Genomic DNA, 22,943 nt, shown 5'->3' with positions numbered 1-22,943 from the left:
GAGGTCAGCACTCAACGTCATGGGGTCGAAAGCGGCCCTAAGCCCGACGCCGACCTTCGCCCAGATCGCCGCCATCTACAAGTATCGGTTCAGGTGAACACTCGCCCTCGGCCTGCGGCGAAGCGCCCGCGAGCCCGTTTGGGCGGTCGCTTGCCGTATCGCGAAGGCGCCGATATAAGCCCGGCAACTCCGAACCACTGTTTCTCTTCAAGGACAACATCATGGCCATCGAACGCACCTTCTCGATCATCAAGCCCGACGCCACCGCGCGCAATCTCACCGGTGCGGTTAACGCCGTGATCGAGAAGGCGGGCCTGCGCATCGTCGCGCAGAAGCGTATCCGCATGACCAAGGAACAGGCCGAGACCTTCTATGCGGTCCACAAGGCGCGCCCCTTCTTCGGTGAGCTCGTGGAGTTCATGACGTCGGGCCCCGTGGTCGTCCAGGTGCTGGAAGGCGAGGGTGCCGTCGCCAAGTATCGCGACGTGATGGGCGCGACCGATCCGTCCAAGGCGGCTGACGGCACCATCCGCAAGCTCTACGCAAAGTCGATCGGCGAGAACTCCGCGCACGGGTCGGATGCGCCGGAGACCGCCGCGATCGAGATCGCGCAGTTCTTCTCGGGCAACGAGATCGTCGGCTGATCCGTCAGCCGATAAGGTAACGAGACGCGGCGAAAGGACGTAGTGTGAACTGGCTCTGGCAGATCTTCGATCCCGCTACGATCGGGGCATTCTTCACCCAGTTCCGCGTTGAGATGGCCGAACCGACCTTTTGGGTCGCGGTCGGCAAGATCATCTGGATCAACATCCTCTTGTCCGGCGACAATGCGCTGGTGATCGCGCTTGCCTGTCGCGGCCTCAAGCCGCGGCATCGGCTGTGGGGCATGATCCTCGGTGCGGGCGCCGCGGTGCTGCTGCGGATCATCTTCACGGGCATCGTCGCGAGCCTGATGGAGTTGCCGTACCTCAAGCTGGTGGGCGGCCTCGCGCTGATCGTGATTGCGGCCAAGCTGCTGGTGCCGGAGCAAGAGGACGAGGACGGCGTCGAGTCGGCGTCGCATCTGTGGCAGGCCGTGCAGATCGTCGTCGTTGCCGACATCGTCATGAGCCTGGACAACGTCATTGCGGTGGCCGCGGCCGCCAATGGCAGCGTGCCCTTGCTGGTGCTCGGTCTTGCCATCAGCGTGCCCTTGATCGTCGCCGGCGCGGCGCTGATCATGGCGCTGCTCGCAAAGCTGCCGGTTCTGGTGTGGGCCGGCGCGGCGCTGCTCGGCTGGATCGCGGGCGAAGTGATCGCGACCGATCCCGGCATCGCGCCGAGGCTGCATGCGCTGTTCGACGGTCCGTTCGGCGCTTCGCTCGACAACATGCTCGGCGCCTTGCGCATCCCGCCGCAATTCGCCCATGGCGGCGGAGGCGGCGAATATCTCTGCGCAGCTCTCGGCGTCGTTGTCGTGCTGGTCGTCGGCTCCATCTGGCGCCGCCGCAGCATGAGCGCGGCCGCGCTGGAGTCCTCCGAACGCCACGTCAAGGCCTCGGCGGAGTAGATCTATCTTTTGAGCATGATCTCTTGGGAAAAGCGCTAGCGTCGGACGATCGAGCCGGCGCGGTTGATCAGGCGGGCGAGCGCGCGGAAGCGGCTGCCGACTCGATCCGCGACGAGATCGCCGAGGCGGTGCTCGAACACCAGCAACAGCTTGCGGCCCATGCTGCGGAAATGCGTCGCGGGCAAGACGCCCGGACGCGCCGCCGAGATCAGATGTGCGACGCGGAAGGCCGCGCCCAGCAGGCGGGCGCGTTCGAGCTGCGCCGGCGTCAGCAGCTCCTGCATGGCGACCGGCGGCTGGTTCTCCTCGCTGAGGCCCGCATAGCGATAGAACACGGACAACCCGACGAAGGCGCGCTCGGTGTGGGTGATCGCGCCGAAATTACCGTTGACGACGAGGCTCAGCGTCTGCTCGCCGCGATGGTCGGGATGCACGCGCCACCCGATGTCGGACAGCAGGCACGCGGCGTGGCGCAGGCGGCGGTCTTCTTCGGTCTCGCGCAGCTTCACCACGCGCGCGAGGCGGTCGGTCCAGGCGATCAGCTCGCGGGCGTGCTTTGCCGAACGCGACAGCAGCTGGTTCAGCTCCTCGGCCGCGCAGATCAGTCCGTCCTTGTTGCGCTCGGACTCCGGCAGCTTCTCGTGCAGCAGGCCCTCGCGCACGCCGAAGGTCGAGAACACGATGGTCTTCGGCTTCGCCACCCGGATGATGTGCTCGAGCACCAGCGCCGCATAGGTGAGGAGCGGACGCCGGGCATCGGCGACGATCTCGATGTCGGCGAGCATGCCGGCGGCCGCAAGCCGGCGGAGACGACGCGAGAAATCGAGCGCCTCGGCCGCCGAAATCGAATAGCCGTGCATCACCTGCAGCGGATAGCCGCTCTGGATGATGTGGATGCGCGCAAGCGCGCGCCAGGTGCCGCCGACCGCGTAGAAGCTGCGGCTGCTCCCCGCCTTGAGCTGCGGCACCCCATCGAGCGCTTCGCGCACGATGCGGTCGGCGCGTTTCAGGGATTTATGCGCGAGGTCCTGCAGCGCGAGGCCGCCGAGCGGCAGCGTCACGCCGCTGCGCACGGTGTTTTTGCGCACGTCGATCAGTTCGAGCGAGCCGCCGCCGAGGTCGCCGACGATGCCGTCAGGATGATGGATGCCGGAGATCACGCCAAGCGCCGACAGCCGCGCCTCGCGCGGGCCCGACAGGATCTCGATCTTCACCGCGCAGATGCGCTCGGCTTTCGCGATGAAGTCGGCGCCGTTGGAGGCATCGCGGCAGGCGGCGGTCGCAATCGCAAACACCCGCCCGACCTGCATGACCCGGCACAGCGCACGGAAGCGCTTGAGCGAGGTCAGCGCCTTGTCGACGGCGTCGGGCGCAAGCAGTCCCGTGCTCTGCACTTCGCGCCCGAGGCCGCACAGCGTCTTCTCGTTGAAGATGGGAATGAGGCTCCGCGTCAGTCCCTCGTAGACGACGAGACGGACCGAGTTGGAGCCGATGTCGATGACCGCGACGCTCGAGCCGCGCTTGCGCGGCCGCTTCACGTCGACGATCCCGGATCAGGATTGATGACGTTCATTACGGCGCGTGAGGCGGCGCGGCGAGGATTCCTTGAGCGACTTACCACGGCCAGACAGACTCGGATTTGTCATGAAGTAGTTGTGGACGTTGAAAGGCTCCTCGCCCTTCGCGGTCTTCATACGCGTTGAGGACCCGTCCGGCAACAATTGCCAGCTCTGTTCATTGTCCTTGAGATTCGCGACCATGATCTGTTCGAGAACCTGCTGATGCACCGTGGGATTCTGCAGCGGACACAGCACCTCGACGCGGCGGTCGAGGTTGCGCGGCATCATGTCGGCTGAGGAGATATACACAGCCGCTTTTGCGCTCGGCAGGCCCTGGCCCATGCCGAAGCAGTAAATTCGGCCGTGTTCGAGGAATCGTCCGATGATCGACTTGACGCGGATGTTCTCCGACAGGCCGGGAATACCGGGCCTGAGGCAGCAGATACCGCGCACCACGAGCTCGACCTGCACGCCGGCCTGGGAGGCCTCGTAGAGCGCGTCGATGATATCGGGGTCGACCAGCGCGTTCATTTTCATCCAGATCGCAGCAGGCCGGCCGTGCCGTGCATGCGCGGTCTCGCCCTGGATGTGCTCGATGATGCGCTTGCGCAAGGTCAGCGGAGACACCGCCATCTTTTCCAGATCGCTCGGCGCAGCGTAGCCGGTGATGAAGTTGAACACGCGCGCGGCGTCGCGGCCGATGGTCGGCTCCGAGGTGAAGTAGGAGAGGTCGGTGTAGATGCGCGCGGTCACCGGGTGGTAATTGCCGGTGCCGGTGTGGACGTAGGTCGTGAGGCTGCCGCCCTCGCGCCGCACCACCATCGAGAGTTTCGCGTGGGTCTTCAGTTCGAGGAAGCCGTAGACGACCTGCACGCCGGCGCGTTCGAGGTCGCGCGCCCAGCGGATGTTGGCCTCCTCGTCGAAGCGGGCCTTCAGCTCGATCAGCGCGGTGACGGATTTGCCGGCTTCGGCGGCTTCCACGAGCGCGCGCACGATCGGCGAGTTGCTGGAGGTGCGGTAGAGCGTCTGCTTGATGGCGACGACGTCGGGGTCGCGCGTCGCCTGCTGGAGAAACTGCACCACGACGTCGAAGGATTCGTAGGGGTGATGGACGACGAGGTCCTTCTGCCGGATCGCAGCGAAGATGTCGCCGCCTTGCTCGCGCACGCGCTCGGGATGGCGCGGCACGTAAGGGGTGAATTCGAGATCGGGCCGGTCAAGGCGGGTGAGCTGCGAGAGCTCGTTCATGGCGAGCACGCCATCGACCAGGAACACCTCGTCGTCGGCGGTCGACAGCGCGTGCTGCACGAAACTGCGCAGCTGCTCCGGCATCTTGGCGTCGATCTCGAGTCGGATCACCGAACCGCGGCGGCGGCGCTTCAGCGCGGTCTCGAACAGGCGGACGAGATCCTCGGCCTCTTCCTCGATTTCGAGTTCGGAGTCGCGGAGGACGCGGAAGGCGCCCTGGCCGTGAAGATTGTAGCCGGGGAACAGGCGGTTGATGAACAGCGCGGTGGCCTGCTCCAGCGAGATCAGCCGGACGACCTTGCCGTCAGCCGGCAGACGGATGAAGCGGTCGATCTTGCCGGGCATGCGGATCAGCGCGTTCATCTGCTTGCCGTCGGCGGCGCGCGTGAGCTGGAGCGCGATGGTGAAGCCGAGGCTCGGAATGAACGGGAAGGGGTGGGCCGGGTCGATCGCGAGCGGCGTCAGCAGCGGGAACACGTTGCTGAGGAAGTAGTCCTCGACCCAGGTTCGTTCCGCCTTGGTGACCTCCTTGCCCTCGACCAGCACGATACCCTCGTCGGCGAGCGTGCCGCGCAGGTCGCGCCAGATTGCCTGCTGGTCGGAGGCAAGCTGCGAGACGGTCCGGTTGATGAGCGCGAGCTGCTCGGACGGGGTCAGACCGTCGGGGCTGCGCTCAGCAATACCCTCGCGCACCTGGGCCTTGATGCCGGCGACGCGGACCATGAAGAACTCGTCGAGGTTATTCGCTGAAATCGACAGGAATCGCACCCTCTCCAGCATGGGGTGGCTGGGATTGACCGATTCCTCCAGGACGCGGCGGTTGAAGTGCAGCCAGGAAAGCTCGCGATTGATGAACCGCTCGGGGCTCGATGCGATCGCCGGCGGGCCTTCGGCTTCCGGGGCTTTTTCTTTAACTTCAACAGCTTGCGCAGAATCCATCAGAAGTCGGTCCATCCAGTTCGCCCCAATTTGCGACTTACGCGCAAAACCCGCGGGAGCATGTGTTAGAGCGATGACGTTTCGATGACATTGATGTTCCGCCGCCCGGCCGCGTCAACCCGCCTTGGTCAGACATCCCGGAGCAGCTCGGCCGCCAGGGCCCGGGTGACGGGGCGGCCGAGGCGCAAGGCCTCGCTGTCCAGCAGGTCCACAGCCCGTCGGGCGGCGGCCGAGGACCGCTCCAGGCGAGTGGCGAGGTAGCTGACCACGCTCTCGTCCACCGCGAGCTGGCGGTCGGCGCAGAACTTGACGATCAGGCCGCGGAAGAGCTGGTCGTCGGGCGGCAGCAGCGAGACAACGGGGACGGCGCGGAGCCGCGAGCGCAGGTCGGCGAGCTCGATCTCGAGAGACGCGGGCACCTCGCGTCCGGTGAAGAGGACGTAGGCGCCGTCCTCGCGGGCCAGATTCATCAGATGGAACAGGGCGCGCTCGTCGAATTCCCTGGCTTTGGGATCCTCGACCACCAGCGCGCCGGTGGCGAGCGCAGCCGGGACGGCCTCGGCGGTCAGCCCATTGGCCGTGGTCGAGCGGGCGCCTGAAGCCTCGGCCCAGATCGCGGCGAGATGGCTCTTGCCGCTTCCTTCCGGGCCGGCCAGCCACATGATTCGGTTCGGCCATTCCGGCCAGGCGTCGATGAGGGCAAGACCGGCGGCGTTGACGGGGCCTTCGAGGAAATTGTCCCGGCTCAGGCTCTCCGCATGCGGAAGCGAAAACGCCAACTGTCGGGGATGAACGCGGCCTGGCACGCTTGCTTTGCTCCGTGCCGGCGTGCCGGCTTCGTTTGACGAGATGCGACCTCATCGAGCGGGAGTTGGCCTTTTACGGGGCCGCTCCCAACTCACTTGGCCTCGATCGTGCTCATGTGCCGCAACCATTCGACAAGATAGAGCGACACGGAGGAGAGCGTGAAGACCGTGACGAGGCCCATCAGGATTATATCATAAGGACCGGGTTTGAAGCCGAAGGCGAGGGCGGCCAGCACCAGCGCCGCGAACGCCACTTGGGCCACAGTGTTGAGCTTGGATACCTTTGAGGGCTTCATCTCCACAGGTCGGTCGAACAGCCACGATATGATCACGGCGGCGACGATCATGATGTCGCGCGAGACCACCAGGATGACGATCCAGCGCGGAATCGCGCCCCAGATGCCGAGCGCCATGTAGATCGAGACCAGCAGCGCCTTGTCGGCGAGCGGGTCGAGCAAGGCGCCGAGCTCGCTCGTCATGTTGAAACGCTTGGCAAGGAAGCCGTCGACCGCGTCGCTGATACCGGCGATCAGGAATACGGCGAACGCCACCTCCATTTGGCTCGACACGATGGCCCAGACGATGATCGGGACCAGCATGATGCGGCCCAAAGTAATGATGTTCGGTATACTCACACGGCGCTTCCCGGCACCCGGCCTGACCTCGAATTCGGCCCTTTGGAGGCTGAACCGGTTGATATCTCTACATAGTATACGGCGGCGCGCCATGCGAGCCATTGCGCGTCCCCGGAATTCGACGTAACCAGCCGCAAACCCACTGGAAATCGGGCATGACCGACCGCAAAAACGGCCTCACTTACGCCGATTCAGGCGTCGATATCGATGCGGGCAACCGCTTGGTCGACCTGATCAAGCCGATGGTGCGCGCCACCGCACGGCCCGGCGCCGACGCCGAAATCGGCGGATTCGGCGGCCTGTTCGATCTCAAGGCGGCCGGTTTCAAGGATCCCATCCTGGTGGCCGCGACCGATGGCGTCGGCACCAAGGTCAAGATCGCGATCGAGACCGGCCTGCATGGCGGGATCGGCATCGACCTCGTCGCCATGAGTGTCAACGACCTCGTGGTGCAGGGCGCCGAGCCGCTGTTCTTCCTCGACTATTTTGCCTGCGGGAAGCTCGATCCGGAGGCGACCGCGTCGATCGTCGCCGGTGTCGCCGAAGGCTGCCGCGAATCCGGCTGCGCCCTGATCGGTGGCGAGACGGCCGAGATGCCCGGCCTCTACAAAGACGGCGACTACGACCTCGGCGGCTTTGCCGTCGGCGCCGCGGAGCGGGGCACGCTCTTGCCGCGCAAGGACATCGCCGCCGGCGATGCCGTGATCGGGCTCGCTTCGTCGGGCGTGCACTCCAACGGTTTCTCGCTGGTGCGCAAGATCGTGGAACAATCCGGCCTCGGCTTCGGGGCGCAGGCGCCGTTTGCGCCCGTCATGACGCTCGGCGGCGCGTTGCTGACGCCGACGCGTCTCTACGTCAAATCCTGCCTGCGCGCGATCCGCGAGACCGGCGCGGTGAAGGGGCTTGCCCACATCACCGGCGGCGGCTTCACCGACAACATTCCGCGCGTGCTGCCGAAGCATCTCGGCGTCGGTATCGATCTGGCGCGCCTGCCAGTGCTGCCGGTGTTCAAATGGCTGGCCGCGCAGGCCGGCATCGCCGAGCTCGAAATGCTGCGGACCTTCAATTGTGGGATCGGCATGATCGCGATTGTCGAGCCGGACAAGGTCGAAGAGGTCGTGGAGATCTTCACTGACGCCGGTGAGACCGTGGCACAGCTCGGCAGCGTGATCCCGGCCGAGGGCGAGCACCGCGTCGTCTATAACGGCCATCTCGACCTGGCGCTGTAATGACCGGCGCTGTAATGAAACGCCGCGTCGCCATCCTGATTTCCGGCCGTGGCTCCAACATGGCTGCGCTGATCAAGGGCGCGGCCGCGCCGGATTTTCCGGCGGAGATTTCGCTCGTCATCTCGAACAAGGCCGATGCGCTGGGGCTGGAAAGGGCCAAAGCGAGCGGCGTGAAGACGCTGGTGATCGAAAGCAAGCCGTTCGGCAAGGACCGCGCCGGCTTCGAGAAGGTGCTGCAAGCAGCACTCGATCAGCACGGCATCGAGCTGATTTGCCTCGGCGGCTTCATGCGCCTGTTCACGGCCGAATTCACCAAGGCGTGGTACGGGCGGATGCTCAACATTCATCCCTCGCTGCTGCCGTCCTTCCCCGGTCTCGACCCGCACGGCCAGGCCTTGCGCGCCGGCGTCAAGCTGTCCGGCGCGACGGTGCACTTCGTGATCCCCGAGACCGACGCCGGCCCAATCGTGATGCAGGGCGCGGTTCCCGTCAGCGACGACGACACGGCGGACACGCTGTCGGAGCGTATCCTTGAAGTCGAGCACCGCATCTATCCCGCAGCACTGAGCCTGCTCGCGACCGGCAAGGTCCAGATCGAGGGCGATGTGTGCAAGACCGCGGGCAGCGGGCCGTCGGAGAATTTTCTGGTTTCGCCGTTGGTGCGGTGAAGCGCCGTCGCACTCGGAATACTTCTCATTCCACAAAAACCCCCGGCAGAGCCGGGGGCAACGTCATGATCTCTTGCGCAGACCGCGAGAGAAATCAGGAAACCTTGAGGTTCTCCGCGGATGCCTTGCCGCGGTTCTCCACGAGATCGTATTCAACCACCTGATTTTCATTGAGGGTCGAGAGTCCGGCGCGCTCGACGGCGGAGATGTGGACGAAGACGTCCTTGTCACTGCCGTTCGGCTTGATGAACCCATAGCCCTTGGTCGGGTTGAACCATTTGACGGTGCCCTTTTGCGGCATCCTCAGTCTCCTCCGCTAGATACAAAAACGACGCGGCCGCTTTTCGCGTGCCACGCCACAAACGGGCTTCCGGTAGTCTGTTCGAGTCTTGAGTGTCAAAGTCGCGAAACGCACAGTCGAGCGGCCAATTCCGATTGTGTCCGATATTGCAACATGAAAATCGCCCGTTAGCAAGCCGCGCGCGAATTTCAAGACTTCGACCCGAGTGCCCGTCCGCAATTTGCGACCTGTGGCCGCGGAACCACAATCGGAAGCAATGCCTTTGCCGGGACGCGCCAGCCGGTTGACCCTCAGTAACAGTTCGGAACAAATCGCGGCACGCGTGCGCCGCTCCTGTTGCTTTTTTGCGCGCCGCCCTTTGCTTCAGGATTTGTCGCCATGTGCTGCATTTCGCAGCCCTCAGAGACACGGCAGGCGATCAGGCTGAACCGCGTCCGCTGGATCGCGGCTGCCGTGGCGTTTGCTCTCATCATGGTACTGTCGACGACATCAGGCTTTGCGCAGAGTCCCACGCCCACGCCGACCCCGACACCCACGCCGTCACCGACGCCGATTCCGATGCCAATTCCGATGCCGACCGCGACCAATTACGACCAGTCGGCCGGCAACAGCTCGCTCAATCTCGGCTCGAATTTCCTGGAGCGGCTCGGAAACCAGGCATCTGGCGGCGTCAACCGGGCGTTTCGGACCAATCCCGGCGGCGGCGGCGCGTCGGCGAGCACGGAAGACCCGCGCTACCGCACCTGGTTCGAGGGTTATGGCATCTCGGTCCGGACGGATGCGCAAGGAGACTTTGTCGGCGACAAGCGCAAGACGTTTGGCGGTGTCGCAGGCTTTGGCGCGCGGCTCGCGCCGGGTGTCAATCTCGGCTTCTCCGTCGACCAGAGCCACACCGATATCGACGTGCCGCTCGCACTTCAGTCCGCCACGCTGGATCTGACGCAACTCGGCTTCAGCGGCTCAGTCGACAAGGGCCCCTGGACCTGGGCCTTCGCGGTGGTGCACGGCTTCGGCAAGGTCCGCTCCAGCCGGGATACTGGCCTGGGACTTGCGACCGCGGGTTATCGCGCCGCAATCGACGGCGCGCTGACCGAGATCAGCTATTACTGGACCAAGGACCACATGCGCATCGTGCCCAAGGGCGCACTGGAATATGTCCGCGCCACCAGCGTCGCGTTCCAGGAGGTTGGCGGCCTCGATCCACTCAATGTCGGCTCGACGGCGCTCTCGCGCGCGCGCGTCATGATCGGAGCCGAGATCGGGCGCTACTTCATCTTCGACCAGAAGATCCTGGACCTGTCCGCCTACGGCAAGTTCGTCGACAATTTCTATCAGAACCTGGGATCGGTGCAGGTCAGCCTCGGGACCCAGAGCATCGTCGTGCCCGGCATCGGCGAGAGCCGCTACGGTACGGATGCAGGCGCCTCGGCCTCGCTCAGCCTGACCAACACGGCGCGGCTCTACGTCAACTACGACGGCAAGTTCCGCAACGAGCTGACGTCGCACCAGGGCACGGTCGGCTTCGAATATCGGTGGTGAAGCGAAGCCTGCCCGCGTCGGCCCAGAGGAGGATCCCGGAAAACTGCGAAGCGGTTTTACGAAAGCATCATGCTCGAGCTTTAAGTCGGCATTGCCGCGACATAACCCGTCAATCCAAAGGCCGCGCGCGCGGCCGTCATCATCGGCGCCAGCGCGTTCGGGTGGATGAACTCGTCGCGGAAACAGGGATGGATCTTGGGATCGAAGATTTTCTTCAGCCAATCGACCACGATCTTGTGGCGCTCGGAGGCGCGGAACTCCTTATGATAGGTGAGCCAGAGATCGGCGTGGTGGCTGACGCCGAGATCGACGGCAACCAGCGGGGCGCCGAGCGCGATCGAAACCGTCGGCAGGAATCCGATGCCGGCGCCGCGCTCCACCGCATAGAGCACGCCGACCGAGGAGTTGGTCTTGATCCCGACGATGCCCTCGAGCGACTTCAGTCCGAGCACGCGGGCGTAGGCGCCGTCGTCGACCTGCGGGGCGCTCTGCTTGATGATGCGGTGGTTCTTCAGCTCGGCCAGGGTCGCGGGCACGCCGTAGAGGTTTTCGTACTCCTTGGAGACGAAGGGATAGATGTGCAGGCGGCCGAGCTTGGCGACGATCAGATCGGGATTGGTCGGCGGCTCGAGCTGGATCGCGATATCGGATTCGAGCCGCGCGACGTCGGCCTGTTCCATCGCGCAGCGCAGGTCGACGGTGATCTTGCGATAGGTTTTCTGGAAATCGATCAGTCGCGGCAGAATCCAGAAATTGCCGGGGCCTTCCGTCACCGCGACGCGCACGGTGCCTGACATATCGTTCGACGATCGCGAAGCACGCCGGAACACATTGAAGGCATGACGCTCCATGTGCGCGACGTCGGCGATCATCGCGCTGCCTTCGTCGCTGAGCGTGAGCCCGCTCTGGTCGCGCAGGAACAGCTTGCAGTCGATGCTCTCTTCGAGCCGGTCGATCCTGCGCATCAGGGTGGTGGAGGTGAGCCCGAGCTCCTCGGCGGCGTTGCGGAAGCTTTTATATTTTGCGCAAGCTAAAAACAGTTTCAAATCGTCCCAGGACATGTCCAGGGTTTCTTCACGGTGCTGCATCACCGCAGCACCCCGGTGCAATAACTGCTGCATACGCCTGATCCCCAGCCGCTAAGCTCATCGCCATAGCGGGGCACGAAAGCCGCGAACGATAGAGGGGCGACATGAGTATGGAAAGGGGCTCGTTTGCCGCAAGGCATGATTTCGACGCGCTGCCGCTCAGTCCGGATGTCGACGTCCGTCGCGCCAAATTTTCCGAAATCGCCGCGCTTTCGCAGTTGGCGCACCGGCTGGTGCCGGGCGTTCGGATCGGGGCGACTGAGCTTGCAAAATATTTCGCCTTCGATCCCGAGAGCATCCTGACTTTCAGCCGGAAGGGCAACCTTGTCGGCGGCATGGCCTTCCTGTTTCTCAACGATCGCGGGCATGATGCGTTGCTGCTCGACGAGATCTGCCTCACCGCGCCGGAGACGCGCTATCTCGCGTCCGCGAAGGAAGACGTTTCCGCTATCTACATCTGGGCGATCGCGGCGACGGGGCGCGGCGTCGCCGGTCTCGGCAAGGCCGCGGCTCATCTTAGACAGCTAAGGTTTCGCAACGCGGATTGCTATGCGCAGCCGTCAACCGTGGCCGGCCGCGACATCATGAAAGCGACAGGCTTCGAGCCTGTTCCAAGCTTCCAACCCGACCTCTGGTGCTACGAGCGGCCCTGGCATCGGCAGCCGATGCGCATGCCGAGCGCGATCATCCAAGCAAGGAGTTTTGCAGATGCACGGTACTAGGATTCCTCTCGCCAAGCCCGATTCCCGCGCCATCACCATTCGCCTCGCGCGCGATCTCACCGATCTCATGCTGGTCACCTCGATCCGCTCAGCCGTCTATCTCGCCGAGCAGGATTGCCCGTTCGATGAAGAGTTCGACGGCAACGACATGGTTGCCGCGCATTTCATCGGCTATGTCGGCAACGAGCCTGCGGGCTGTCTGCGGGTGCGGTTCTTCGGCGATTTCGCCAAGGTGGAACGGCTTGCGGTGCGGCACCAATACCGGCGGTCGCGCGTCTCGTTCAAGCTGGTACAAGCGAGCGTCGACTATGTGAAGCGCAAGGGCTTTCGCAAGATCTACGGCCAGGCGCAGGACCGGCTGGTCGATTTCTGGGCCCATTTCGGCGCCAAGCCGCTTGGTCACAATCGCAAGATCACATTTTCCGACTTCTCCTACACAGAAATGCTGCTGGAGATCGAACCGGGTCCGGATGCCATTACGCTGGACAGCGATCCTTACGTGATCATCCGCCCCGAGGGCGATTGGGACCGGCCGGGCGTGCTCGACGCCTCGGCAGGACGGGCTGTGACGTCGCCGCTGCGGGACGTCGCGCTCGCTGGTCGTTGAAACTGGTGCAGCTGCGCGCAAAACCATGCTGGTTTCCATCACAGACGATCCGCCGATCCTGGTCTGCACGGATCTCCAGGTCGAATATCTGACCCCCGGACGTCGCCACGTCATCCTCGACGGCGATGCCGCAACGGCGCGCTGCGTGGAACTGCTGACGTTCTGGCGCGACAATCTCTGGCCGGTGATGCATCTGAAGCGCATCGCGCAGGCGGCCTGGTTCAATCCGGCATCCAAGCTGACCGATTGGATCGCGGAGGCGAAGCCGCGGCCGGGAGAAATGACCTTCGAGCACCCGCTGCCGTCGGCCTACAGTTCGGCGCGGTTTGTGGACTACATGTCCAATATCCGCAATGTCCGTTGCGTGCTCGCGGGCTTTTCCCTGGACGAAACCGTCCTGGCCACCGCTATTGACGGGTTTCACCGCAGTCATCGCTTCCAGGTGGTGGCCGACGCGGTGGCCTGCCGGCAGCCGGGGACTGGCGATGCTGCCGCCTACAAGCATGCGGTAGTGAATGTGATCGGGAATTTTGCTACAATCCAGTCCAGCGCCGAACTGATCAGAACCAGCGGCGCCGTTGCGGTGTAGGCGGCCGCGATCGACGGATGGAGTGGGACATTGTCACGGGGAGATCAGCTCGAGGAGCTGGCAAGCGACCTGTCGCGTGCCGCCGAGGCGGCACGCCGTCTTGGTCTGCCAACGACGGTGTATCTGCTCTCGATGGCGCTGGTGGAGGTGCGGGAGGCCGCTGCCGCCGATAGCGATGGGAATGACGACGGTGCGGCGTGACAGCTGCCCGATGTGCGGCTTTGTGCAACGCAGCTGAGCGCTTCCTGCCGACGAATTGACGTTGCAAGTTTTGCGCGGTGGCAATAGCCAAGGAGCTGGATCATCGAGTGATGACGCTGGCCGCGCCGGCGACGTGACGCTTTCAAGGATTCCTGCAAATGTCCATGCTGCCCAATTCGCAAGAGGCCCGGGATGTGGCCTACCAGCTCCATCCCTACACCAACGCGCGCGCCCATCAGCAGGCCGGTCCCCTGGTGATCGAACGCGGCGAGGGGCCTTACGTGTTCGATGCGTCAGGCAAGCGCTATTTCGAGGCGATGGCAGGCCTGTGGAGCGTCGGACTCGGCTTCAACGAGAAGCGGCTGGTCGACGCCGCGCACAAGCAGATGCTGGCGCTGCCGTTCTATCACACGTTCTCCGCCAAATCGCACGGGCCCTCGATCGATCTCGCCGAGAAGCTGGTCGCGCTCGCGCCTGTTACGATGAGCAAGGTGTTCTTCACCAATTCCGGCTCGGAGGCCAACGACACTGTTCTGAAGTTGATTGCCTATCGTTCCAATGCGCTCGGCCAGCCACAGCGCAAGAAGGTGATCAGCCGGATGCGCGCCTATCACGGCGTCACCATCGCGTCCGCCAGCCTCACCGGGCTGCCGAACAACCACCGCTCTTTCGACTTGCCGCTCCCGAACATCCTGCACACGGGCTCGCCGCATTTCTACAAGGATGGCGCGCCCGGGGAGAGCGAGGAAGCGTTCGCGACGCGGCGGGCCGAGGAACTCGATGCGCTGATCCAGAAGGAAGGCCCGGACACGATCGCTGCGTTCTTCGGCGAGCCGGTGATGGGCGCGGGCGGCGTCATCGTGCCGCCGGCGACCTATTGGGACAAGATCCAGAAGGTGCTGAACAAGTACGACATCCTGTTGGTCGCCGACGAGGTCATCTGCGGCTTCGGCCGCACCGGCAAGATGTTCGGCTGCGAAACCTACGGCATCAAGCCCGACGCCATCGTGGTCTCCAAGCAGATCACCTCGAGCTATTTCCCGCTGTCGGCCATCATGATGAACGATCGCATGTTCGAACCGATCGCCGACGAGAGCAACAAGATCGGCGTGCTCGGCCACGGCTTCACCGCGGGCGGCCATCCGGTCGGCTCGGCGATTGCGCTCGAGAATTTGAAGATCATCGAGGAGCGGGGGCTGGTTGCGCACGCCGCCGAGCTCGGTGGCTACATGCAAGGCAAGCTGCGTGAACTCACCAGCCATCCACTGGTGGGCGAGGTCCGCGGTGTCGGCATGATCGCTGCGATCGAACTGGTGCTGGACAAGGCGCGCAAGACCGCAGCGGCAACGCCGGGCGCCGTCGGCGGCATGGCCAGCCGCATGCTGCAGGAGCGCGGCGTTATCTCGCGCAACATGCTCGATGCCATTGCCATCTGCCCGCCGCTGATCGTCACCAAGACTCAGATCGACGAGCTGGTCGCGGCGATTTCAGGTGTGCTGGACGACATGAAGCCGGAAGTGGCGAAGCTGACGCCGGCGTAGGGACGGCGCTTCACGCGTGAGCGTAGCGCTCTATCACACCCCCGACATCGGGAGGCATCGGGGCTATTCCGCTCGCTGAACCCCGATCACGCGGCCTTTCTCGACCGCCAGCGCCAGCTCGCCGCGCTTCAGTTTCAGGGCGGCCTCGCCGAACAGCTCGCGGCGCCAGCCGCGTAGCGCCGGCACGTCGGCCTCGTCGTCGGCCGCAATCTCCTCGAGATCGTCGACGGTCGCAATCACCTTGCTGGCGACCGCATGGCGCTCCGCGGTCATGCGCAGCAACACCTTCAACAGTTCGACGATCGCGGCGCCATTGTTATTGTTGCGCGGCTTTTCCAGCTTCGGCAGCGTGGCGTGATCGCGCGCCAGCCCGCGCTCGACAGCGGCGACGATGTCGGCGCCCCATTTGGATTTCTCAAAACCCTTCGGCACGGAGCGCAGGTTTGCGAGCTTCTCGATCGTGTTCGGCGCATGGGTCGCGATGTCGCTGACGGCCTCGTCGCGCAGCACGCGGCCTCGCGGCACGTCGCGGCTCTGCGCCTCCTGCTCGCGCCAGGCGGCGACCTCCATTAGGACCGCAAGGTCCTTGGGCTTGCGCACCCGCGTCTTGAGCCGTTCCCAGGCGCGCTCGGGATGGAAGTCGTAGGTCTTGGGCGAGGTCAGGACTTCCATCTCGATCGAGACCCATTCGCTGCGCCGGCGCTTTTTAAGGTCGGCATCGAGCGCTGCGAACACGTCGCGCAGATGCGTGACGTCGGACACGGCGTAGTGCATCTGCTCCTTGGTCAGCGGCCGGCGCGACCAGTCGGTGAAGCGGTGGGTCTTGTCCGGGCGGTGTCCGGTGACCTTCTCGACCAGGGCGTCGTAGGCGATGCTGTCGCCGTAGCCGAGCACCATGGCCGCGACCTGGGTATCGAACACCGGGTGCGGGATGATACCCGCCTGGTGCCAGATGATCTCGATGTCCTGGCGGGCGGCGTGGAACACCTTCAACACGCCCTCGTTGCCCATCAGCTCGAAGAACGGCTTGAGGTCGATGCCCTCGGCCAGGGTGTCGATGACGATTGCTTCCTCGGCGCTGGCCATCTGCACCACGCACAGCAGCGGGTAATAGGTGGTCTCGCGCAGGAACTCGGTATCGACGGTAATGACGGGGTGCTTGGCCAGCCGGCTGCAGGCAGCCGCAAGGTCAGCGGTGGTGGTAATCAAATCCATGAACGGCCCATGACAAGTCCATCAGCCGTTCTGCCGAAAGCGCTGTGATGTCAAGGGGCTCGAAGCGAATTCGAGCCTTGCATTTGGACCGGAATCGCATTTTCCGACGAAAATCCTATTCGTAGCGGACCCGCCGGGAGGGTTTGCGCGCGCAGGGCAGTGCCACCACGACCACGCACATGGCGACCAGCGCCAGCCCCAGGAACTCGAAAACCAACAGATCCACGGCAAAATCCCCCAGCAACATTGCTAAACTTGTCGGGGGCGAATTGAGGGTCTGTTAATTCTCGTGGTTACCGGCGGCGGGTCGGGCCGGATGGTGGACGGGGGGTTAACGGCCGCGGCATGCTATGCAGGCGTCACGGCATCAGGCGTCAGGTCATGAGCTTCGGCAGGGCGGCCGCCAAGGCGTCCACGGCGGCGCGAACTTTCGGCGGCATCCGGGGCGAGCGTGGCCAGAGCGCGTGGCAGTCGTAGAGAAATCCCGGCTGACCGCTCAACAGAGTGACGAGTGTACCGGCGCGTAGGCGTTCGCGGACTAGCCAGTATGGCAGCCAGGCCAGTCCCATCCCCTGTGACGCGGCGTCCGCGATCGCGTCGAGATCGTCGAGCCTGAGCCTTCCCGCCGGCACGATTTCGCTCGGAGGCTGGCCCTCGCGGGGAAACAGCCACGGCCGGACGCGTCCGGAGCGGCGATAGATGATCGCCTGATGCTGGGCAAGATCGTCGAGCGATTTCGGCTTGCCGTTGGCGCGCAAGTACGAGCGCGTGCCGCACACCACCATGCGCTGGCTTGCGATGCGCCGCGTCATCAGGCCGGATTGATCGTGTAGATCGCCGGTCCGGATCGCAAGATCGTAGCGGCCCTCGATGATGTCAGCGATCGGGTCGCCGAACGAGAGATCGAGCTCCAGATGGGGATATCGTCGCGCGAGCTTCATCAGCAAGGGGGCGATGCAGTGCCGGCCCAGCAGGGCAGGCATGGTCACGCGGAGCCGGCCACGCGGCTCGGACAATTCGTCGGAAGCGACGGCGTCGGCGGCCACGGCTTCAGCGAGCACAGTGCGGCAGCGCTCGTAGTAGGCTTGGCCTGTCTCGGTCAGGCTCTGGCGCCGTGTGGTGCGGTTGAGGAGGCGGACGCCGAGGCGCTCCTCGAGGAAACGAACGTGCTTGCCGACCATTGGCGCCGACATTTCGAGCGCATCGGCGGCAGCGGCGAACGAGCCTACATCAACCGCCTTGACGAAGACGGCCATGCTGGTCAGGCGGTCCATGATTGCAAACTCCTGGTTTCGACTGTTCACCCCTCTGCACGCTTATCCGGCGCCGCCCGGTTGGCATAGCTCCATTGAATTCAATTGTTTTGGATGTGTTCATGGCGCGCGTCGTTCGCTTCCACAGACATGGTGGCCCCGAGGTGCTGCGCATCGAGACCGTCGACGTCGCGCCGCCAGGGAGGCGCGAGGTGCAGATCAGGGTCAAGGCGCTCGGGCTCAATCGCGCGGAAGCGCTCTTGCGGAAGGGGACCTATATCGAGACCGCGACCTTTCCGTCCGGCCTCGGTCTCGAGGCCGCCGGCATCGTCGAGGCGATCGGCGAAGGCGTGAGCGGCTTCTCGCCGGGCGAGGTCGTCAGCATCGTGCCGCCCGTGTCGATGGTGCGATGGCCGGCTTATGGCGAGCTCGTCACGTTTCCGGCGGAGTTCGTCGTGAAGCACCCGCCCGAGCTCGGCTTCGACGCCGCGGCCGCGGTATGGATGCAATATCTGACGGCGTTCGGCGCTCTGGTCGATATTGCTGGGCTGGAGCGAGGGGAGTCCGTAGTCATCACCGCGGCGTCGAGTAGCGTCGGGCTTGCAGCGATTCAGATCGCGAACCGGATCGGTGCGATCCCGATTGCAGTGACGCGAACCTCGATCAAACGGCAGGCCCTGCGCGATGCTGGCGCCGCCGACGTCATCGCCTCGGTGGAAGAGGACATCCGGTCACGGCTGCAGGACATTGTCGGCTCAAACGGCGTTCGCGTGGTGTTCGACGCGGTCGGCGGTCCCATATTTGAGCCGCTCACCGCCGCGATGTCGCCGGGTGGCGTTCTCATCGAATATGGCCGCCTGAGCCCAGAGCCGACGCCGTTTCCGCTGGTCAACGTACTGACCAAGAGCCTGACGCTGCGCGGCTATCTCGTGCACGAGATCATCCGCGACCCCGCGCGGCTTGCTAAGGCGAAGACCTTCATCCTCGACGGGCTGCGGGACGGCGCATTGCAACCGATCATCGCCAAAACGTTTCAGTTTGAGGAGATCGGCGAAGCGCATCGCTTTCTGGAGTCAAACGAGCAGTTCGGCAAGATCGTGGTAACGATCTGAGCGAATGATCGTCTTGAACAAACGATTTCGGCACCCCCGCATCTGGATTATGCCTTCGGCTCGTCCACGTGCGCACCGAGCTTGCCTCACGTCCCGCAGAACGTCTGCAGCACCCGCTGCTCCGGCAGCGGCGGATCGGCGTAGGCTGCATAGTCCGGCTGGCCCTCGAACGGTTTAGCCAGCACCTTCACGAATTCCTCAAACGGCGTGTAGTCGTCATCGTTGACCGCGGCCTGGATCACGGCCTCGACGCGGTGGTTGCGCGGGATGAACATCGGGTTGACGGCGTGCATGGCGGCTTGCCGTTCGGCTGCGGTTTGCGGCTCCAGCGCCGTGCGCTCGTGCCAGCGCCTGGCCCACTCGTCGAACGCCGCGGGGTCCATGAATTGCGCGCGTGCATCGTCAGCAGCCGGATCGCCAGCGGCGTCGCCGAGTTTGCGGAAGGTGAGGGTGAAGTCGGCCTGGTTCTTGGCCATGGCGTCCAGCAGGTCCTGGATCAGCGCGTCGTCGCCGTCGCGCTCCGTGAACAGGCCGATTTTCTTGCGCAGGCCCGCCTGATAGCCGTCGCTGAACGTGTCGGAGAAGGCGCCAAGAATGTCCTGGGCCTTGGCGACCGCCTTTTCCTGATCCTCGGAAAACAGCGGCAGCAGGCATTCGGCAAGCCGGGTCAGATTCCACAGCGCGATGCGCGGCTGGTTGGCATAGGCGTAACGGCCCATCTCGTCGATCGAGGAAAACACTTGCGACGGATTGTAGGCGTCCATGAAGGCGCACGGACCGTAATCGATGGTCTCGCCTGATATCGATGAGTTGTCGGTGTTCATCACGCCGTGGATGAAGCCGACCAGCAGCCAGCGTGCGACCAGATCGGCCTGGCGTGCGACGACGCCACCGAGCAGCGCGTGATAGGGCCGCTCGGCGCCGAGCAGCTCCGGATAGTGCCTGGCGATGACGTGGTCGGCGAGCCGGCGAATGGCATCGGTGTCGCGGCGGACGGCGAAGAACTGGAAGGTGCCGACGCGGATATGGCTCGAGGCGACGCGGGTCAGCACCGCGCCGGGCAGCGCGGTCTCGCGGATGACGTGCTCGCCGGTGACGACGGCAGCGAGTGAGCGCGTGGTGGGGATGCCCAATGCGAACATCGCCTCGCTGACGATGTATTCGCGCAGCACCGGCCCGAGCGCGGCACGGCCGTCGCCGCGGCGGGAGAATGGGGTGGGACCGGAGCCCTTGAGCTGGATGTCGCGGCGGATGCCGTCCTTGTCGATGACCTCGCCGAGCAGGACCGCCCGTCCGTCGCCCAGCTGCGGAACGAATTGCCCGAACTGGTGGCCGGCATAGGCCATGGCGATCGGATCGGCGCCGGCGGGAACCGTCTTGCCGGCCAGGATCTCGGCGCCCTCAGGGGTTTCCAGCACATCAGGATCCAGCCCGAGCTGGACCGCCAGCGGCCGGTTCAGCTTGATCAGCCGGGGCGCTGCCACCGGCGTCGGTGCGACCCGGGCGAAAAAGCTGTCCGGCAGCGCCGAATAGGAGTTCTGGAACGGGAAATGGACTGTCATGGCCTCAAGATAGGCGTGGAACGCCTGATGGCAAAGGCTTGAGCCGAGATTGGGCAAAAATGGCCACTTCCAGCCGAAAACGGGCCGTTCCCTTGGTTGCCGCCCCCGTCCTGCCGAGGTAAACCCTGCCGCAACTTTGAACCTGCCGTTTCGGCGGTTCGATTCGATCCTCCGACATTGAATTTGGGACGACCATGCATCGCTACCGGTCACATACATGCGGCGCGCTCCGCGAGAGCAACATCGGCGAGACGGTCCGCCTTTCAGGCTGGGTCCATCGCGTTCGCGACCATGGCGGCGTGCTGTTCATCGACCTGCGCGACCATTACGGCCTGACCCAGTGCGTGGTCGATCCGGACTCGCCGGCGTTCTCGCAGGCCGAAAAGCTGCGTTCGGAATTCGTGGTGCGGATGGACGGTAAGGCCCGTCGCCGCCCCGAAGGCACCGACAATGACGATCTGCCGACTGGCAAGATCGAGATCTATGTCAGCGAGATCGAGGTGCTGGGCCCGGCCGGCGACCTGCCGCTGCCGGTGTTCGGCGACCAGGAATATCCTGAAGACATCCGCCTGAAGTACCGCTTCCTCGATCTGCGTCGCGAGAAGCTGCACCAGAACATCATGACGCGCGTCGAAATCATCAAGTCGATGCGCAGGCGCATGGAGGGGCAGGGCTTCTTCGAGTTCAACACGCCGATCCTGACCGCGTCCTCGCCGGAGGGCGCGCGCGACTTCCTGGTGCCGTCGCGCATTCATCCCGGCAAGTTCTATGCCCTGCCGCAGGCGCCGCAGCAGTACAAGCAGCTCTTGATGATGTCGGGCTTCGATCGCTACTTCCAGATCGCGCCCTGCTTCCGCGACGAGGATCCACGCGCGGATCGTCTGCCGGGCGAGTTCTACCAGCTCGACGTCGAGATGAGCTTTGTCACGCAGGACGATGTCTTCGCCGCGATGGAGCCTGTCATCACGGGTGTGTTCGAGGAGTTTGCCAAGGGCAAGCCGGTGACCAAGGGCTGGCGCCGGATTCCGTTCGCGGAAGCCTTGCGCAAATATGGCAGCGACAAGCCGGACCTGCGCAACCCGATCGAGATGCAGGACGTCTCCGAACACTTCCGCGGCTCCGGCTTCAAGGTGTTCGCGCGCATGTTGGAGGACCCCAAGAACCAGGTCTGGGCGATCCCGGCGCCGGGTGGCGGCTCGCGCGCCTTCTGCGACCGCATGAACTCCTGGGCGCAGGGCGAAGGTCAGCCCGGCCTCGGCTACATCATGTGGCGCGAGGGCGGCGAAGGTGCCGGTCCGCTTGCCAACAACATCGGTGCTGAGCGCACCGCCGCGATCCGCGCGCAGATCGGCGTGAAGGAAGGCGACGCCGCCTTCTTCGTCGCCGGCGATCCCGACAAGTTCTGGAAATTTTCTGGGTTGGCCCGCAACAAGGTCGGCGAGGAGTTGAACCTCACCGACAAGGAGCGGTTCGAGCTGGCCTGGATCGTCGACTTCCCGATGTACGAGTACAACGACGAGGACAAGAAGGTCGACTTCTCGCACAACCCGTTCTCGATGCCGCAGGGCGGTCTCGATGCCTTGAAGGGCCAGGACCCGCTGACCATCAAGGCGTTCCAGTACGACATCACCTGCAACGGCTACGAGATCGCCTCGGGTGGCATCCGCAACCACGTGCCGGAAGCGATGGTGAAGGCGTTCGAGATCGCCGGCTATGGCGAGCAGGAAGTCGTCGATCGCTTCGGCGGCATGTACCGCGCCTTCCAGTACGGCGCCCCGCCGCATGGCGGCATGGCCGCCGGTGTCGACCGCATCGTCATGCTCTTGTGCGGCACCAACAATCTGCGCGAGGTCTCGCTGTTCCCGATGAACCAGCAGGCCATGGACCTCCTGATGGGCGCACCGTCGGAGCCCAGCCCCAAGCAGCTCCGCGAGCTGCACGTGAAGGTGAGCCTGCCGCAGAAGTGAGGCTGTCTCCACAGCGTCATTGCGAGCGAAGCGAAGCAATCCAGAATCTTTCCGCGGAGTGACTCTGGATTGCTTCGCTTCGCTCGCAATGACGGGGAGGGATTTTCGCCGGTCCAACTGCCATCCCCGCGCGCAGCGTCGTTCCCTACAGCCCCGTCGACGCCTCGATCCTGAACTGCGCAAGCGCGCTCTGTGGGTCGGTTTGCAAGAGCTGCATCAATTGCATCAGCGGTGCCTTGGCGCGCGGGGACAGCATGATGGAAAGCGTCTGGCCCGGCGTCTCGACGAAGCGGGCGATCGCGTCCACGGCCGCGTTCGCATCCGGATTGGCGGAAGCAACTTGCTCGCGTTTAGCCTTGATGCTCTCGACGAGCGCCTGGCGTGCGGTATCGCGGCTGACATTCTGCATGCGCGCGAACTGCGCCGCGACGAGATCGATGACGCCGCTGTCGCGCAATGAGAATTCGAGCGTGCCCGCCTCGATCCGGGCCGCCTGGCCCATGAGCTGGGCCGGATCGGCCGAAAACACCTCGCGTGGTACGTTGCCGAGCGCCATACGCAGTTGCGCTCTTGCGTTGCCTCCGATGTCGAGGGTCGCGGGCGTCAGAGCGAA

The 22,943-nt window shown here is 64.5% G+C and carries 22 protein-coding genes; 12 read left to right on the top strand and 10 right to left on the bottom strand.

Going from position 1 to position 22,943, the window contains the following annotated elements; translation table 11 throughout:
• The first annotated feature begins 221 nt into the window (after nt 1–221).
• A complete protein-coding gene (gene ndk / locus RX329_RS25580) occupies nt 222–644 on the top strand; it encodes a nucleoside-diphosphate kinase (protein WP_018456271.1) in 423 nt (140 codons plus the stop codon).
• 44 nt (nt 645–688) lie between these two features.
• Nucleotides 689–1,549, top strand: a complete 861-nt coding sequence (locus RX329_RS25575) for a TerC family protein (protein ID WP_085352939.1) — start codon at nt 689–691, stop codon at nt 1,547–1,549.
• Nucleotides 1,550–1,584: 35 nt separating this feature from the next.
• On the opposite strand, the gene ppx is transcribed toward RX329_RS25575, so the two are convergent.
• From ppx to RX329_RS25555, 4 genes are all read right to left on the bottom strand, one after another.
• A complete protein-coding gene (gene ppx, locus RX329_RS25570) occupies nt 1,585–3,087 on the bottom strand; it encodes an exopolyphosphatase (RefSeq protein WP_085352941.1) in 1,503 nt (500 codons plus the stop codon).
• Nucleotides 3,088–3,102: 15 nt separating this feature from the next.
• On the bottom strand, nt 3,103–5,295 hold the full coding sequence (locus tag RX329_RS25565) for an RNA degradosome polyphosphate kinase (RefSeq protein ID WP_026233127.1): 2,193 nt from the start codon (nt 5,293–5,295) through the stop codon (nt 3,103–3,105).
• A 128-nt stretch (nt 5,296–5,423) separates the two neighbouring features.
• Nucleotides 5,424–6,101: a DnaA ATPase domain-containing protein gene (locus RX329_RS25560; RefSeq protein WP_085352943.1), complete on the bottom strand. Its 678-nt coding sequence runs from the start codon at nt 6,099–6,101 to the stop codon at nt 5,424–5,426.
• Nucleotides 6,102–6,193: 92 nt separating this feature from the next.
• Nucleotides 6,194–6,736 carry a CDP-alcohol phosphatidyltransferase family protein gene (locus RX329_RS25555; RefSeq protein WP_026233129.1) on the bottom strand — a complete coding sequence of 181 codons (543 nt, stop codon included), beginning with the start codon at nt 6,734–6,736 and terminating at the stop codon, nt 6,194–6,196.
• Between the two features lie 155 nt (nt 6,737–6,891).
• Here RX329_RS25555 and purM point away from each other — a divergent pair, with 155 nt between their 5' ends.
• Both purM and purN read left to right on the top strand, forming a co-directional pair.
• Nucleotides 6,892–7,965 carry a phosphoribosylformylglycinamidine cyclo-ligase gene (gene purM / locus RX329_RS25550; protein WP_085352944.1) on the top strand — a complete coding sequence of 358 codons (1,074 nt, stop codon included), beginning with the start codon at nt 6,892–6,894 and terminating at the stop codon, nt 7,963–7,965.
• Between the two features lie 14 nt (nt 7,966–7,979).
• Nucleotides 7,980–8,633: a phosphoribosylglycinamide formyltransferase gene (purN, locus tag RX329_RS25545; protein ID WP_085352946.1), complete on the top strand. Its 654-nt coding sequence runs from the start codon at nt 7,980–7,982 to the stop codon at nt 8,631–8,633.
• A 94-nt stretch (nt 8,634–8,727) separates the two neighbouring features.
• Here the strand turns inward: purN and RX329_RS25540 are convergent, their stop codons facing one another.
• Nucleotides 8,728–8,934: a cold-shock protein gene (locus RX329_RS25540; protein ID WP_007591938.1), complete on the bottom strand. Its 207-nt coding sequence runs from the start codon at nt 8,932–8,934 to the stop codon at nt 8,728–8,730.
• A 378-nt stretch (nt 8,935–9,312) separates the two neighbouring features.
• On the opposite strand from RX329_RS25540, the gene RX329_RS25535 reads away from it, so the two are divergent.
• Nucleotides 9,313–10,473 (top strand): autotransporter outer membrane beta-barrel domain-containing protein, encoded by a 1,161-nt coding sequence (locus RX329_RS25535; protein ID WP_085352948.1) that lies wholly within the window; start codon nt 9,313–9,315, stop codon nt 10,471–10,473.
• Between the two features lie 80 nt (nt 10,474–10,553).
• Here RX329_RS25535 and RX329_RS25530 read toward each other — a convergent pair whose 3' ends face one another.
• Nucleotides 10,554–11,594, bottom strand: coding sequence for a LysR family transcriptional regulator (locus tag RX329_RS25530; protein ID WP_018456281.1), 1,041 nt, complete (start codon nt 11,592–11,594; stop codon nt 10,554–10,556).
• Nucleotides 11,595–11,665: 71 nt separating this feature from the next.
• Here RX329_RS25530 and RX329_RS25525 point away from each other — a divergent pair, with 71 nt between their 5' ends.
• The 5 genes from RX329_RS25525 to RX329_RS25505 all read left to right on the top strand — a co-directional run bounded on the left by RX329_RS25525 (nt 11,666) and on the right by RX329_RS25505 (nt 15,221).
• Complete coding sequence (locus tag RX329_RS25525; protein WP_026233132.1) at nt 11,666–12,283, top strand: hypothetical protein; 618 nt, start codon at nt 11,666–11,668, stop codon at nt 12,281–12,283.
• Complete coding sequence (locus tag RX329_RS25520) at nt 12,270–12,890, top strand: GNAT family N-acetyltransferase (RefSeq protein ID WP_018456283.1); 621 nt, start codon at nt 12,270–12,272, stop codon at nt 12,888–12,890. Before RX329_RS25525 ends, RX329_RS25520 begins: the two co-directional genes overlap by 14 nt.
• A 25-nt stretch (nt 12,891–12,915) precedes the next feature.
• Nucleotides 12,916–13,479 carry an isochorismatase family protein gene (locus RX329_RS25515; RefSeq protein WP_085352950.1) on the top strand — a complete coding sequence of 188 codons (564 nt, stop codon included), beginning with the start codon at nt 12,916–12,918 and terminating at the stop codon, nt 13,477–13,479.
• A gap of 30 nt (nt 13,480–13,509) precedes the next feature.
• Complete coding sequence (locus RX329_RS25510; protein WP_007609402.1) at nt 13,510–13,680, top strand: hypothetical protein; 171 nt, start codon at nt 13,510–13,512, stop codon at nt 13,678–13,680.
• 158 nt (nt 13,681–13,838) lie between these two features.
• The gene (locus RX329_RS25505; RefSeq protein WP_018456285.1) at nt 13,839–15,221 is read left to right on the top strand and encodes an aspartate aminotransferase family protein; all 1,383 of its coding nucleotides are present in this window, start codon (nt 13,839–13,841) and stop codon (nt 15,219–15,221) included.
• Nucleotides 15,222–15,284: 63 nt separating this feature from the next.
• Here the strand turns inward: RX329_RS25505 and rnd are convergent, their stop codons facing one another.
• Nucleotides 15,285–16,436, bottom strand: coding sequence for a ribonuclease D (rnd, locus tag RX329_RS25500; protein WP_018456286.1), 1,152 nt, complete (start codon nt 16,434–16,436; stop codon nt 15,285–15,287).
• A 374-nt stretch (nt 16,437–16,810) separates the two neighbouring features.
• The gene (locus tag RX329_RS25495; protein WP_085352952.1) at nt 16,811–17,710 is read right to left on the bottom strand and encodes a LysR family transcriptional regulator; all 900 of its coding nucleotides are present in this window, start codon (nt 17,708–17,710) and stop codon (nt 16,811–16,813) included.
• A gap of 101 nt (nt 17,711–17,811) precedes the next feature.
• Here RX329_RS25495 and RX329_RS25490 point away from each other — a divergent pair, with 101 nt between their 5' ends.
• Entirely contained in the window at nt 17,812–18,801 is a 990-nt protein-coding gene (locus tag RX329_RS25490; protein WP_085353061.1) for a zinc-dependent alcohol dehydrogenase family protein, read from the top strand.
• Nucleotides 18,802–18,887: 86 nt separating this feature from the next.
• Here RX329_RS25490 and RX329_RS25485 read toward each other — a convergent pair whose 3' ends face one another.
• The gene (locus tag RX329_RS25485; protein WP_085384886.1) at nt 18,888–20,363 is read right to left on the bottom strand and encodes a protein adenylyltransferase SelO; all 1,476 of its coding nucleotides are present in this window, start codon (nt 20,361–20,363) and stop codon (nt 18,888–18,890) included.
• A 194-nt stretch (nt 20,364–20,557) separates the two neighbouring features.
• Between RX329_RS25485 and aspS the strand changes: the two genes are divergently transcribed.
• Nucleotides 20,558–22,330 carry an aspartate--tRNA ligase gene (gene aspS / locus RX329_RS25480; protein WP_085352954.1) on the top strand — a complete coding sequence of 591 codons (1,773 nt, stop codon included), beginning with the start codon at nt 20,558–20,560 and terminating at the stop codon, nt 22,328–22,330.
• A gap of 145 nt (nt 22,331–22,475) precedes the next feature.
• Here aspS and RX329_RS25475 read toward each other — a convergent pair whose 3' ends face one another.
• Nucleotides 22,476–22,886, bottom strand: coding sequence for a hypothetical protein (locus RX329_RS25475; RefSeq protein ID WP_317244441.1), 411 nt, complete (start codon nt 22,884–22,886; stop codon nt 22,476–22,478).
• Nucleotides 22,887–22,943: the final 57 nt, after the last annotated feature.

This window comes from Bradyrhizobium sp. BWC-3-1 (assembly GCF_032917965.1).
Classification (GTDB): domain Bacteria; phylum Pseudomonadota; class Alphaproteobacteria; order Rhizobiales; family Xanthobacteraceae; genus Bradyrhizobium; species Bradyrhizobium canariense_D.
The sequence above is the reverse complement of the archived record's forward strand: the minus strand, read 5'-3'. Positions and strand labels throughout refer to the sequence as shown.

Bases quoted from the DNA above. Each gene is read 5' to 3' on its own strand.
- RX329_RS25535 (WP_085352948.1), top strand. From the start codon at position 9,313: ATGTGCTGCATTTCGCAGCCCTCAGAGACACGGCAGGCGATCAGGCTG.
- purN (WP_085352946.1), top strand. From the start codon at position 7,980: ATGAAACGCCGCGTCGCCATCCTGATTTCCGGCCGTGGCTCCAACATG.
- RX329_RS25490 (WP_085353061.1), top strand. From the start codon at position 17,812: ATGGCGCGCGTCGTTCGCTTCCACAGACATGGTGGCCCCGAGGTGCTG.
- ndk (WP_018456271.1), top strand. From the start codon at position 222: ATGGCCATCGAACGCACCTTCTCGATCATCAAGCCCGACGCCACCGCG.
- RX329_RS25485 (WP_085384886.1), bottom strand. From the start codon at position 20,363: ATGACAGTCCATTTCCCGTTCCAGAACTCCTATTCGGCGCTGCCGGAC.
- RX329_RS25540 (WP_007591938.1), bottom strand. From the start codon at position 8,934: ATGCCGCAAAAGGGCACCGTCAAATGGTTCAACCCGACCAAGGGCTAT.
- RX329_RS25515 (WP_085352950.1), top strand. From the start codon at position 12,916: ATGCTGGTTTCCATCACAGACGATCCGCCGATCCTGGTCTGCACGGAT.
- RX329_RS25475 (WP_317244441.1), bottom strand. From the start codon at position 22,886: ATGGCGCTCGGCAACGTACCACGCGAGGTGTTTTCGGCCGATCCGGCC.
- RX329_RS25520 (WP_018456283.1), top strand. From the start codon at position 12,270: ATGCACGGTACTAGGATTCCTCTCGCCAAGCCCGATTCCCGCGCCATC.
- rnd (WP_018456286.1), bottom strand. From the start codon at position 16,436: ATGGATTTGATTACCACCACCGCTGACCTTGCGGCTGCCTGCAGCCGG.
- RX329_RS25565 (WP_026233127.1), bottom strand. From the start codon at position 5,295: ATGGATTCTGCGCAAGCTGTTGAAGTTAAAGAAAAAGCCCCGGAAGCC.
- RX329_RS25530 (WP_018456281.1), bottom strand. From the start codon at position 11,594: ATGCAGCAGTTATTGCACCGGGGTGCTGCGGTGATGCAGCACCGTGAA.
- aspS (WP_085352954.1), top strand. From the start codon at position 20,558: ATGCATCGCTACCGGTCACATACATGCGGCGCGCTCCGCGAGAGCAAC.
- RX329_RS25505 (WP_018456285.1), top strand. From the start codon at position 13,839: ATGTCCATGCTGCCCAATTCGCAAGAGGCCCGGGATGTGGCCTACCAG.
- RX329_RS25525 (WP_026233132.1), top strand. From the start codon at position 11,666: ATGAGTATGGAAAGGGGCTCGTTTGCCGCAAGGCATGATTTCGACGCG.
- RX329_RS25495 (WP_085352952.1), bottom strand. From the start codon at position 17,710: ATGGACCGCCTGACCAGCATGGCCGTCTTCGTCAAGGCGGTTGATGTA.
- purM (WP_085352944.1), top strand. From the start codon at position 6,892: ATGACCGACCGCAAAAACGGCCTCACTTACGCCGATTCAGGCGTCGAT.